Annotated in this window: 16 protein-coding genes; all 16 read right to left on the bottom strand. The window is 27.7% G+C overall.

Translation table 11 applies throughout. From position 1 onward, the window contains the following. Positions 1-71 precede the first annotated feature (71 nt). A complete protein-coding gene (locus LEQ07_RS06175) occupies positions 72-2,336 on the bottom strand; it encodes a xanthine dehydrogenase family protein molybdopterin-binding subunit (RefSeq protein WP_263329992.1) in 2,265 nt (754 codons plus the stop codon). A gap of 3 nt (positions 2,337-2,339) precedes the next feature. Continuing rightward, positions 2,340-2,789 carry a (2Fe-2S)-binding protein gene (locus LEQ07_RS06180; protein ID WP_263329927.1) on the bottom strand — a complete coding sequence of 150 codons (450 nt, stop codon included), beginning with the start codon at positions 2,787-2,789 and terminating at the stop codon, positions 2,340-2,342. Continuing rightward, complete coding sequence (locus LEQ07_RS06185) at positions 2,783-3,475, bottom strand: FAD binding domain-containing protein (protein WP_332842967.1); 693 nt, start codon at positions 3,473-3,475, stop codon at positions 2,783-2,785. Before LEQ07_RS06185 ends, LEQ07_RS06180 begins: the two co-directional genes overlap by 7 nt. Then, positions 3,448-3,573, bottom strand: a complete 126-nt coding sequence (locus tag LEQ07_RS20870; protein ID WP_332842407.1) for a hypothetical protein — start codon at positions 3,571-3,573, stop codon at positions 3,448-3,450. The genes LEQ07_RS06185 and LEQ07_RS20870 overlap by 28 nt, the downstream gene beginning before the upstream one ends. A gap of 173 nt (positions 3,574-3,746) precedes the next feature. Further along, positions 3,747-4,982 carry a cation:proton antiporter gene (locus LEQ07_RS06190; RefSeq protein WP_046823415.1) on the bottom strand — a complete coding sequence of 412 codons (1,236 nt, stop codon included), beginning with the start codon at positions 4,980-4,982 and terminating at the stop codon, positions 3,747-3,749. 87 nt (positions 4,983-5,069) lie between these two features. Further along, on the bottom strand, positions 5,070-6,419 hold the full coding sequence (locus LEQ07_RS06195) for a uracil-xanthine permease family protein (RefSeq protein ID WP_263329928.1): 1,350 nt from the start codon (positions 6,417-6,419) through the stop codon (positions 5,070-5,072). Between the two features lie 240 nt (positions 6,420-6,659). Beyond that, entirely contained in the window at positions 6,660-6,821 is a 162-nt protein-coding gene (locus LEQ07_RS06200) for a hypothetical protein (protein ID WP_161794391.1), read from the bottom strand. Positions 6,822-7,315: 494 nt separating this feature from the next. After that, on the bottom strand, positions 7,316-7,813 hold the full coding sequence (locus LEQ07_RS06205; RefSeq protein WP_317852028.1) for a lysylphosphatidylglycerol synthase transmembrane domain-containing protein: 498 nt from the start codon (positions 7,811-7,813) through the stop codon (positions 7,316-7,318). Further along, positions 7,810-8,376, bottom strand: a complete 567-nt coding sequence (locus LEQ07_RS06210) for a lysylphosphatidylglycerol synthase transmembrane domain-containing protein (protein WP_263329929.1) — start codon at positions 8,374-8,376, stop codon at positions 7,810-7,812. Before LEQ07_RS06210 ends, LEQ07_RS06205 begins: the two co-directional genes overlap by 4 nt. 121 nt (positions 8,377-8,497) lie before the next feature. Further along, a complete protein-coding gene (locus tag LEQ07_RS06215) occupies positions 8,498-9,142 on the bottom strand; it encodes a peptidylprolyl isomerase (RefSeq protein ID WP_046823419.1) in 645 nt (214 codons plus the stop codon). Between the two features lie 12 nt (positions 9,143-9,154). Next, positions 9,155-9,721: a hypothetical protein gene (locus tag LEQ07_RS06220; protein WP_263329930.1), complete on the bottom strand. Its 567-nt coding sequence runs from the start codon at positions 9,719-9,721 to the stop codon at positions 9,155-9,157. 62 nt (positions 9,722-9,783) lie between these two features. Beyond that, complete coding sequence (locus tag LEQ07_RS06225; RefSeq protein ID WP_263329931.1) at positions 9,784-10,164, bottom strand: acyltransferase family protein; 381 nt, start codon at positions 10,162-10,164, stop codon at positions 9,784-9,786. 18 nt (positions 10,165-10,182) lie between these two features. Then, positions 10,183-11,004, bottom strand: a complete 822-nt coding sequence (locus tag LEQ07_RS06230; RefSeq protein ID WP_263329932.1) for an alpha/beta hydrolase — start codon at positions 11,002-11,004, stop codon at positions 10,183-10,185. A 66-nt stretch (positions 11,005-11,070) separates the two neighbouring features. Next, a complete protein-coding gene (locus LEQ07_RS06235; protein WP_263329933.1) occupies positions 11,071-11,700 on the bottom strand; it encodes a DUF4397 domain-containing protein in 630 nt (209 codons plus the stop codon). 406 nt (positions 11,701-12,106) lie between these two features. Beyond that, positions 12,107-12,403 carry a hypothetical protein gene (locus LEQ07_RS06240; RefSeq protein WP_046823423.1) on the bottom strand — a complete coding sequence of 99 codons (297 nt, stop codon included), beginning with the start codon at positions 12,401-12,403 and terminating at the stop codon, positions 12,107-12,109. Positions 12,404-12,554: 151 nt separating this feature from the next. Further along, positions 12,555-13,499, bottom strand: coding sequence for an alpha/beta hydrolase (locus LEQ07_RS06245; protein WP_263329934.1), 945 nt, complete (start codon positions 13,497-13,499; stop codon positions 12,555-12,557). Positions 13,500-13,530: the final 31 nt, after the last annotated feature.

Genomic DNA, 13,530 nt, shown 5'->3' on the forward strand with positions numbered 1-13,530 from the left:
AAGTTATCCACAAAACTTAGTTAAGTAAAATTTCCTTAAGCGTAAAAAAGTTAGGATAATTATCCTAACTTTTATTTATTCATTTCCATAAATACCTTCTCAGGTGTTATAGGAAGCGTATTAACTCTAACTCCACAAGCATTATATACAGATTCTTGTATAGCTGGTAGAGGTGTGTTTATAACAACTTCTCCTACTGATTTCGCTCCAAATGGCCCTGTTGGTTCATTTGTCTCTACAAAATCTACAATGACATTTCCAACATCACATCTAGCAGGTATTTTGTATTGCATAAATGTATTTGTATCCATATGTCCGTCATCCGTATGTCTAACTTCTTCAAACATAGCCATTCCTATACCTTGAACTATACCACCTTCAACTTGTATCTTTGCTAAGTTTTTATTTATAACAGTTCCGCAATCCACAACAGCAACATAATCAACAACTTCATATTTACCTGTTTCTAAATCCATCTCTGTTTCAACAAACCCAGCTATAAATGGAGGAGGTGATACTTCACTACCATGAGATGCATAGCCTACTAACTGTTCTTTTTCTGGTCCAACTGTAAAGTCAACCGCTATATCAAATACTGATATTCTATTGTGCTCACTATATACATACTCACCGTCAAATTCAGTGTATTCTTTGTCTATTCCAAGTCTCTTAGCCCCTATATCTATTATCTTGTCACGAAGTATGTTGGAAGCTTTAACAACAGCCATTCCTGTGACATAAGTTGTAGATGATGCATAAGACCCCGGATCATATGGTACTACATCAGTATCAGCTGATATAACATTAATTTTATCCATTGTAGTTTCTAATATTTCACATGCCATTTGTGCTAAAATAGTGTCACTTCCAGTTCCCATATCTGTAGACCCTACCATTAATGTGTAATTGCCATCATCATTTAATTTTATTTCCACACTAGCTGTATCAATACCTGCTATACCTGATCCTTGCATAGTAAGTCCCATTCCAACACTTCTAACTTTTCCATTTTCTAATTTTTTCGAAGGATATTTTTCATCCCATTTTATAAGTTCTTTACCTTTATTTATACATTTTACTAAATCTACACTATTTAAAGTTTTATCATAAGCAAAGCTAGTTTCGCCTTCTTTTACTATATTTTTAAGTCTTATTTCTGTAGGATCCATATTTAATTTATGTGCTAACATGTTTATAGTTGACTCTACTGCAAAACACCCTTGTGTAGCCCCATACCCTCTAAGTGCTCCAGCTGGCATTTTATTTGTATATACTACATTTCCTTTGAACCTAGATGCTGTAAGCTTATTGTACATAGGCATAGTTTTTTCTCCTACTAGCCCAAAAGTTGTTGAAGCGTGTTCTCCGTATGCTCCCGTATCTGATAAAGCATCTATATCTATAACTTTTATTATTCCCTCTTTTGTTGCTCCAATTTTTACATCTAGCTTCATTGCATGTCTACTTGTAGAACAGTTAAATGTTTCTTTTCTATCATAAATTATTTTTGCAGGTTTTCCTGTTTTCAACGTTACAATTGCAGAGAATATTTCAACACAAGCAGTTTGTTTTCCTCCAAATCCTCCACCTATTCTAGGTTTTATAACTCTTATTTTACTTGAAGGTATATTCAATGCTCTTGATAAGTGTCTTCTTACATGAAACGGAATTTGTGTAGAACTTACTACAACTAATCTACCTGTATGGTCTAAGTAGTTGTATGCTCTATACGTTTCCATCATTGCATGAGCTTGAGCTTGTGTATAATATGTTTCTTCGATTACAACATCACACTTTTCAAGTTCTTCTTCTATATTTCCCTTTTCATACAAATGTTTTGATACTATATTTCTTTCTCTTTCCATACCTATGTCAAAATTGCAGTGTCTGTCTTCATCATGAACTAACATTTCATTATCAATCGCATCTTCCATGTCTATTATAGGCTTTAAAATTTCATATTCAACTTTTATCATTTTCATAGCTTTTAATGCAGTTTTTTCATCTATAGCTGCAATTATAGCTACTTCATCACCAACATATCTAACTGTATCTTCAAGTATCAATCTATCATATGGTGATGGTTCTGGGTATGATTGTCCAGCTAGTGTAAATCTATTGTTAGGTACATCTTTATAAGTTAATACACACTCTACACCATCAACCATTAAAGCCCTAGACGTATCAATATTTTTTATCTTTGCATAAGCATGAGGACTTCTTAAAATTTTAACAACTAGTGCATCTTTTGCTGCTAAATCATCAGTATATACAGGCTTACCTGTAGCTATAGACATTCCATCTATTTTATGTATTCCTTTTCCGACTATTTTCATCATTTATTTTACCCCCAGATAACTTTTGATTGCTCTTAATTGTCCCATGTATCCTGTGCATCTGCATAAATTACCAGTTAAATAGTGTATTATCTCCTCTTCTGTAGGATTACTTAATTCTTCCTTCATAGCTATAACTGTCATTATAAATCCAGGAGAGCAGAATCCACATTGTTCTGCACCTTCGCTAACTAATATTTTTGCAAATTCACTAGCTTCTTTTTCTAAGCCTTCTATAGTTATAATTTCTTTATTTAATGCTCTAACTGTTAAAGTTGCACACGATAATGTAGGTCTTTTATTTATCCATACAGAGCAAAGCCCGCAACATCCTGTGTCACATCCTCTTTTAACACTTAAATTTCCTAATTTTCTTAAGCTATCTACTAAATATTCTTCTGGCTCTATATCAACTTTTCTCTTTTTCCCATTTACATTAAGTTCTACTAACATTTTGTAACCTCCATGATTGCTCTTTTGACTAATACTTTACTTATTTGTTCTCTATATTCTTTAGATGCTCTCATATTTGTTCCAAATTCAATATCATTTTTTATTAAATCTATAGCTTTTTCTATATTTTCATCATTTAATTGATTATTAGATAAAAATTGACTAGCTTCTATAGCTACTTTTGCTCTTTGAGGTCTTGCGCCTATACATATCTTAAATTCATTATCTAATTTAGATACAGATACATTTAGTATTGGATAATCACTTTTAGCATTTCTCATAGACTTATAAACTGAATTTTTATTATTTTTATTTATATATATTTTAGTTAATATGTCTTTTTCATAATTCTTATTTAAAAACTCATCTAAGCTTAATCTTCCGCCTTTAAACGTATCCACCTCTGTATCTAAACAAAGAAGGGCTACTATTAAATCAGAAAATCCATATTTTGAAAATACGCTACCTCCAACTGTAACTACATTTCTAAATTGAACCCCTATTATATCTCTAACTGAATCAGTTAATATTTTAAAATTATTTTTTATAATATCGCTAGTTTCTAAGCTTCTTAAAGTCGTCATAGCTCCAATTTCTATAAAGTTATCATCTTCTTTTATATAATCTAAATCAAGGTTGGAAAGTTCAATTCCTGTACCTATTCTTTTTTCCCCATTCTTAGAAATGCTGTACCTCCAAGAATTTGATTATTTTTCCTCTTAGTCAATATTGAGTATGCTTCTTCTAATGTGTTTGGCTGTACTATATCAGTAAGTGTAAACATACTGTTCCTCCCTCTTTAATTATGCAAGTTATTTTATTAATCTATATAATTTTTTTAATTATATCACACTTTATTGTTTTACTTTTATTAAAATAATTTAATTATTCCTTAAATTTAGGTATAAAAATCCATTAAATTTTTATACCTAAATTAACCTAATAGTAAATTATATGTTATTCTTCTTCTAATAATCCTAATTTTCCAGCTATATATTTAGTTGTACTTCCCTGAATTATCAAAGTTATAAGTATTGTCATAAATACAATTGATGAAATAATTTCATAACCAGGTATTTTCATAGTTGTAATTATACCGCAAAGAGCAGCTGGAATTACTCCCGTTTCTCTTACCCACATCATAAAAAGAATTTCATTTCTAGACCATTTAGCTTTTTTATCACATATTGTGCATATAAGTACACTTATTGGTCTTGCTATAAAAATAAGTCCTACAACAACAAGTAATGACGGTAATAAATATTTCATTAAAACATGTAAATTAACTTGGCTTCCTAAAATTATAAATATCATCATTCTACATACTGTTCCTAAAGTTTCTACAACATTTAAATCAGTATCGTATGACCTTTGAGTTAACCAAATTTTAAAATTTTTCTTATTTCCATTTATAATTCCCACTATGAAACATGCCATATATCCACTCCCACCTAGTTTAGTAGCCAGTTCATACGAGATTATAACTGATAAAATAGATACTATAGGTGCAAAGTCCCTTAGCACACCATAAGGCTTATCACTTATTAATTTTAATAGCAAAATTCCAGTAATTAAGCCTACTGTAACTCCAAGAATAATCATTATGATTAAATTATAAATATTTTCTTCAAACGAAAATTTTCCTGATAAAATTATAGTAATTACTGCTGATGTTAAAATAGCTCCTGTTGCATCATTAAATGCGGACTCACTTATTACAGTTTGTTTTACCTTATCTTTAATCCTTACACTATTAAAAATCGGCACCAATGTTGCAGGATCTGTAGATGCTATTATAGCTCCTGCAAGTAATGCTGAAATTGAGCTTATTTCAAATGATAATCCAATTATTTCTTTCATTATAAATGCTGATATTAAAATACCTAGTGTTGATAATAGTAATACCGTAGCTTTAACATTTTTTAAAACTTTCAAACTTATTTCTTTTCCACCTAAGTACAGTATAAATGCTGATCCAAATGTTAAAATCAATTGATTTTCAATTTGATATGAACTTATATCAATAAACTTAAAAAATGATGGACCAATAATTATCCCAGCAATCAAAAATAATACAACATCAGGAATATTAATTTGCTCACTTAATTTGCTACATAATATCCCAGTTATAGCAACTATAGCAAATATTATTAGTAAATTATTACTAGCTATTGTTTGAATTGATGTTTCCATAAAAAACCTCCTAAAATTTATTTCTAATTAAATAATATGAAATAATTTTTAGGAGGTTCACTTGTTTTAATTTTACTAATCTTAAATTTATGAAGCTTGTGTACTTGAATTCCCAACTTCTATTTTATTGTTTACCTCTGATTCTTCTTTCGGCAATACCATATTTAAAAATATAGCTATTATAGCAACTACTATAAGTCCTGAATCTCCAAATATTAATTGTATAGGCTCTGGCATTTGAGATAAAACACCTGGAACTAATGTTAATCCTACTCCAAGCCCTAATGCAACTGCAACTATTGTACTATTTCTATTATTTAAAGGTTCTGATGTTATAAGTTTTATTCCACTTACTGCAATCATCGCAAACATCATTACACTAGCTCCTCCTAATACACTAGCTGGCATTAAAGATATTAATGCTCCAAATTTAGGGAAGATAGCTGCTAATATTAAAAAAACAGCCCCTATTCCAACTACGTTTCTATTTATGACTTTTGTCATCGCTATAAGACCTACATTTTGTCCAAATGAAGTAGTTGGCATGGAGTTAAATAAAGCTGCAATAACACTTCCAAATCCATCTGCCATAACTCCACCTGATATTTCCTCATCTGTAGCGTCACGCCCTACACCTGAATGTGTAATAGCTGTTATATCCCCAACAGTTTCAACTCCAGAAACTATAAACATACATACAAATGCAAATATTGCATCTATATGGAATTCAAATCCAAATTGTAATGGCATAGGAATAGAAATCAGTGCCATGTTTGAAATTTGAGAAAAATCTATTTTACCCATTGGTATAGCTACTATATATCCTACTATAAGTCCTATTAAAATCGAAGCTATACTAGTTATTCCTTTAGTGTATTGCTTACAAAATAAAACAGTTACTAATACTATACTTCCTAATAATAAATTTGATAGTGATCCAAAATCACTTGCCCCTATTCCACCTGCAAAATAGTTAATACCTGTCGGAAGTAATGAAATCCCAATTGCTAAAACTACAGTCCCTGTAACTACCGGAGGGAAAAACTTTCTTATTTTACTTATATATGTACCAAATACAATTTCAATTAAACTACCAGCTAAACATGCTCCTAAAACACCTTCATACCCATATTTAGCTCCTACTGCTGTTGCAACAGAAACAAACCCAAAGCTCGTTCCCATAACTATAGGTAATTTAGCTCCAAATGGTCCTATTTTATAACACTGAACTAATGTTACTAATCCAGACACTAACATTGCACATTGAACTAATATAGTTTTATCATCAAGGCTTAATCCTAATGCTCCTGAAATAATAATTAATGGAGTAACATTTCCTACAAACATTGCAAGTACATGTTGAAGTCCTAATGGTATGGCCTCTTTAAGTTTAGGTCTTCCATTTAACTGATAAATTACTGAATTTTTTTCATTCATAAAAATTTTCTCCCCCTTAATATTCGGTATATTATAATCCAAATCAGATTTAATATTCGTGTTTATATTTTGATTATATCAGATTCGAAAGTTTTATCAACCTAAAATCCGAATTTTTATTATTTTTTTTAAAAAAATAGTACGTATTTCTAACTATAAAATAATTATTATAATTTCTAGCATTAAAAGATAGTAATAAATAATAAAAAAGCTTATGTATTAAATACATAAGCTTTTTTATTATTTATTACTATCTTTATGATCCTTATCTTTTTCATGTTTTTCATCACTTGTATTGTTCTTACTTATTATGTCATTCATAGATAAACTTGTATTTAATATCTCTTTTGTGTATTGTAAAGCATTTTCATATTGTCCATTTTTAAATCTATTTTCAGTCATATGCTTCACTCCTTAAGATTATTTTAGCATGGAGGGAAAAAATTTTTATTTGCTAATCTATTCCCTAATATATCAGCTATTTTTTTATTGTGAGAAATTTCTTCAGCGATTTCCTCTTTGTTATTATTCTCTTTTAATAATTCTTTAATTTCTTTATTGTTATCTAAGTTATTTTTATCTTTACTAGTATTTTTTTGTTAGACATAATATTACCTTCCTTTTATATCGTTTAATACTAGAATGTCCATATAGCATTTATTTTAAACTTATAATTTTTTCTATAAAAAAAAGAAAAAAGAAAAGTATAAATACTTTTCTTTTTCAGTAAATTTAATATAAATCTTCTTTATCATCGTTTTTTGACTTTTTATCGTCATATAAATAGTAAATACCTAAAGTAATAATACAAATTACTAAACTCCACAATATAACTGATATAAACATCCATGTCACCTCTAATGTTGTGGTTCACTATTTATATATAATATTATTTTTTATGAATTAATGTTACTACTAGTTTCATTTTTTCTTATTTTTTTCATTTTATAATGGTATCTAATTGTAAAAATTCCACAAAATAATAATACAAAATAATATATAAATATTCCATATAAAAATACAGAATACCCTAATAATTCTTTAGGAATTACATCTTTAAATATAGTAAAAAATGCAATTTCATTAGCTCCTACATTTCCAGGTGTTGGAACAGGAGATACTGCCATGTATAAAAAAGCCTGTAACGTTAACATATGTGCATATGACTGAGAATTCAAACTTAATGATTTGTATATACAATAAGCTATACTAAAATACAAAGTCAATTGAACTATCGTAAAAAGTAAACATTTTATTAATGACTTTTTATCATTTAAAAATAACTTAATTGAATAATTATACTCATCAATAAATTCATTTACGCTTTCTTGTTTATCTTCTAGTTTTTTAAATATTTTTATCTTTTTTAGTATGTTTAGTGCTATGTTTATTATTTTCTTAGTTTTTTAGGACTATATATTATTAAAATACCAAAGCTCAATGCAAATATATTCATAATCATACCAGTTGCAACTAATATAACTATAGAGTTTAGCTCTCTTTCTAAGTAGATATAATGATTAAACAATAATATCCCACAATATAGTGTAACTACAGTTTGAAATATAACAGTCTTATTCGCTATAACTGCAGTAGCTTTACTTACAGGAACCTTAGATTTTGTCAAAGCATAAATTTGCATCGGTTGGCTTCCAGAAGCCAAAGGAGTTACCAAGTTATAATACAAACCCATTGTTCCTATGTTAAATCCTAAAGACTTAACTTTTGTTTTATGAATTGAATTTAATATTATATTCAAAATATGTGCTTCTAATATTATATACATTATTATGCATAAAAATCCTAATGCTATATATTTTAAATTTATAATTTTGATAATTTTAGATAAAACATTTATGTTTAGAGTCGTACACACTAAATATGTAGTCAGTATAATTAAAAATAATAAAAAGGTATATTGCAATATATCTTTTTGTCTTTTAGTTAATATGTCCATAATATTTCTCCTAATTGATTTTAGCCATCCTTTTATAAGTATACTATTTTTCATTTTTATTTCAATAGTTTTAACTTTTCACATAAAAATAAGAGTAGAATATCTACTCTTATTTTATTATCTATTTAATTTTTTCAGCAGGTTTATATTCTACACCTTTAGTGTCAACCCTTATACTTTCTATAACTATATTTTTCTTAGGCTTTTCCTTAGAATCTACAGGCACATTATTTATTTTATCTACAACATCCATTCCTTTTATTACTTTCCCAAAAGCTGCATACTGCTTGTCTAAGTTTTTTGCATCTTTTGTAACTATGAAAAATTGACTTCCAGCTGAATCTGGTTGTTGGCTTCTAGCCATAGATAGTACACCTTTTTCGTGTTTTATATCATTTTTAAATCCATTGTCATCAAATTCTCCTTTTATAGAGTATCCAGGTCCTCCTGTGCCACTACCTTCTGGATCTCCACCTTGTATAACAAAATCTTTTACTACTCTATGGAAAATAAGCCCATCATAAAACTTATTGTTAGCAAGTTCTATAAAGTTATTAACTGTATTCGGAGCTAAGTGTGGGTATAGTTCCGCTTCTATAGTTCCATAATCTTTAACTTTTATAGTTGCTATTGGTAGCTCTTTTGGTGGATCAATTGGTTTGTTTGTATATTCTTTTTCTGATTCACTTTTTTTAGAACATCCAATCATTAGTCCTAAAGATAATACTGATACTAATAATATTATTTTTCTAGTTAATTTTTTCATCTACATCCCCCTTTATATTTTTATTAAGCTCACTATATAATCAAACAATTTGTTTATAGGATTAAAAATAAAATCATATATATAATTTACAAAATCTCCTGACAATAAAATCATTATTAATATAGGACTTATTATTATTTCAAAATTAGAAAATAAGCTAATATTCCAATTTGGTATAAAATATATTACTATAACGATTAAATATATATGAAATACATATATATTCATAGTATTTTTACCATATTTACTATACCAAAATTTTCTATTTGGAACTACATTTATAATACCTATACTAAGTATTATAGATCCTAAATAAAGCAAGCTTCTTCCTATTAATCCTTGTACCATATTTAATTGATTGGTCTTATATGCATATGAGTTATATAAGAACTTATAACCTACTACATCATACTTAGATATGTATATAGCAATTAAAATAAAAACTATTACTATGAAATAACCAATTCCTTTACTCATATTGCTTATTTTATTAAGTTTCATTGAATCTGTATAGTATCCCATCAGAAAAAACGGTAAAAACGCTATAGTTCTAGATATAGATAAAAAATTTTGTCCCATGCTATCAATGCCAATTAACAATCCTAGCGCAAAACTTATAGGAATTATCCATTTTATTTTTGTTAAATATTTAATGGATATCCTCCAAAAAATAAACTCAATAAATACCATAATGTCCATCCAGGGTAAAATATAGAAAACATATTTTCACCTGTAACTATATAAGCTCCAATGTACCAAATTATATCAAAGAAAATATATGGTATTAAAAGTTTCTTAACCAAAATTAAATTTGATTTAACACCTTTTTTAGATAGATATCCAGATATAAATATAAATAAAGGCATATGAAATATATATATATACATATACATACTTTTTAATGTATCATCTTGATTTATATAATATTCTATTGTATGCCCGAACACAACTGCAAACATTAAAATAACTTTAAGATTATCAATTAAGTAATCTCTTTTTTCAATATTGCTATCTTTTCCCAATTTATGATCCTCTTTTCATTAGTTTAAGAAGTCTAAAATAACCTTTGAATCTTTTTTCCCATTTCCCCTTACTATATTCAGTATATTACTATGATACATATTATCTAAAATAATTAATTTTGCTAATTTTGATCTATTAATCTTATTCAATTTATCAACGAAACTCATCGAACATTCAGGATTTATCAATGAGTCTAACTTTCCATGTATACAAAGTACCGGTATATCTTCATTTCCTTTTATCAAGTTAATAGGGTTTACTTTATCTATATTTTGTCCCTTTGCATAATTTTTAATAATTGATTTTGCATATTTTCTAGTACAGGACCTAAAGTTTAGTACTCCAGATATAGATATGAATTTTTTAAATATATGTTTGTCTATTCCATACTTTTCATGGAAGTAATCATTGAAAACTAAGTTAGCCGCTAGTTCTCCTCCTGCTGAATATCCCATGACATAAACTTTATTCCTATCACCCATAACCTTTTCATTGCTTAGGAAATGTTTAAATCCATTAAAAATATCATCTATCTGAGTTGGATATGTAAATTTAGGAACAAGTCTATATGAAATTAATACTACATTAAATCCCTTTTTATTAAAATATTTACCTATATAAGAATATCGCTTTGGACTTCCATGCCACCAGCTTCCACCATGAACAAAAAATATTATTGGACTTTTGTCATCAAAATTAAAAAACTTATAATATTGTCTTTTATGATTTCCATAATTAGTATCATAACTTTGTATGTTAGAATCTTTAATATTTGCAGTCACAATGTTATATACCAAAGGAACTTTAAGCATGTTTTCTTTTAGTCTGTTTTTGTTCATGTAATTTCTCTCCTAATCTCTTTTATTTAGAAGTACCTCAATAAAAGCTTATTGAGGTACTTCTAATTATTTATTCATATATGTTATTATATCTAAAGATTGTATAATTTCAATATCTGGTACATCCCCAATTAAATAAATCGTGTAAATTTTATTGTTCTTTAATTCAATTTTTTTACTTATTCTTATTCTATCATAGTTTCCTTCCGATTCCACATTGCTTTCTTCTATAGCAAAATCATATACTCCTACAGGAACTTCTGCATAATTAGTTCTTTTGCCAAAAGGAATCTCATCTATCATTTTCACCCCGTTTACCGTTAAGTCTATCGGCTCCGTAGTAGGCGATAAATGTGCTATTCTAAACTTTGCACTGGAATCACAAATCTTTTCATTTGGATCTTCAAAAACTGCAAGTAGCATAAGCTTTGGCATTATACCGGTTATAACTAAAGTCCCTACATTCCCACCTGCTATAGTTAACTCTTGTTCTAGTATTAACTTTTCATCGTTTCCACATTCATATACTTTGACCGTATAATCCCCAGGAAATGTCGGTGTATATGGAACAAATTCTCTGTACCTAACATCAGAAAATACAAGTACGTCATTAATATATACATCAATTTTATCGCTATTTGCCGTAGCATTAAAAACTCTTATATATGATGCATCATTATTAACTCTTATTTTCATACATACCTCCCCCTTTAAGATAAAACATAATTTATTATATGTCTTTTATACGACATATGATACTTCAACAAATAGTGTTTATTTTTTATTACCTGGGTAATAAAACCATTGTAATCACTAGCGTCAAGGCGTTTTTTATCTTATTTTATCATATCGATGTAAGCTTTTATATTTCATTTTGTCATCTATTGTTATATTTACATTTAAAATAAAAATTCAGCATCACTCGTGTCGTCATTAAGTTTCCCATTTATATAAAAAATTTCTATTTCCCAATACAAAATCACTTTATTCTCATATATTTTATTGCTTATTGTATTTTTCTTGATATATCTTTTGTAAGCGTAAAAAAACTTCTACAAATTTATACTTTGTAGAAGTTTAATATATAATATATTAATTTTTCCTATTTAGCATCTTTATTTATTGATATTACTCTACTTTTTTTCTCACTGACTTTCGGTTTTTTCTCGCATTCTTTACAACCTCTCAGCTTTTTCATAAAGTTATCTAACATTTCAACTATATTGTATTTATTTGCTAGTTCAAAATTTTTGCAATATCTGGCTTTAAAGAATATTTCGTCTGGTATCCCAGTTTTATATATGTCACATATTGGTTTTCCATTTTTAAATTGTACAAAATTCTTACTTTTTAGAGTATGCTTGCACTTATGACATTTTCTAGTTTTTAATCTCCCCATATTCTCCCCCCTAAGCAAAGCTTTTCTTTTGCTTTATTTATATTTTACCATAAATTTCAAAATTTATATACTTCTGTAAGATATTTATTTAACATAATTTTAATCTTGCTATATTTATTAAGTTCAAACTAACAAAATACTTTTTTAATATTTATTGATTAGTTATTTTATTGTTCTGCTTTATCCAATTTATAGTATCGTTTATAACTTCATCTTTATTAATTTCATTTAGCATCTCATGTCTTCCCCCACTATACAATTTGAACTCAACATTTTCTATGCCCACTTTTTTATAATTTTCATACAACTTAATTATACCTTTCCCAAATTTGCCAACAGGGTCTTTATCTCCTGCAAATATATATATAGGCAATTTAGAATTTATTTTCCCCAAATTATTTATATTTCTAATTTCTTTAAATAACTTAAATAAATCATAAAAATATCCATTGCTAAAAACCACTCCACAATATTCATTTTCTATATATTTTTCAACTTCTTTAAAATCTCTGCTAAGCCAATCAAATTCTGATTTATTTGGTTTAAACTTTTTATTAAATCCTCCAAAAGCTAGTTTATCTATTAAACAAGCCTTTTTTTCTCTTCCTTGTATTTTACTCATAACTTCAGCAACTAAGAAACCTAAATCAACTTCTATTCCATACAATCCATTTGTTCCAGAAAGTATTACTCCGTCTATATCTTCACTATAATCGATTATATACTTTTGAGCTGCAAATGATCCCATGCTATGACTAAATAAAAATATAGGTAATCCATTATTTTCAGTTTTTATGATTTTGGTTAATTTATTTAAATCTTTTACTATACAATGTATGCCGTCCTTTTGTGCAAGTATACCTATTGTATTTATATTTTTTGCACTTTTACCATGTCCTCTATGATCATTTATATATACTATGTACCCATTATCGGTCAAGCAATTTGCAAATCTTTTATATCTGCTAGCTTCTTCTGCCATTCCATGGGAAATTTGAACAATTCCCTTTATATTTTCTTTTTCTATTGGCTCATATTTATATACATATATGTCAGTGTCTTCTTCCCCTTTAAATGTAAAATTACTTATTTTCATAAATCCCTCCACTATTACAATAATTTAAATT

This window comes from Paraclostridium sp. AKS73 (genome assembly GCF_025671395.1).
GTDB classification, from domain to species: Bacteria; Bacillota; Clostridia; order Peptostreptococcales; family Peptostreptococcaceae; genus Paraclostridium; species Paraclostridium benzoelyticum.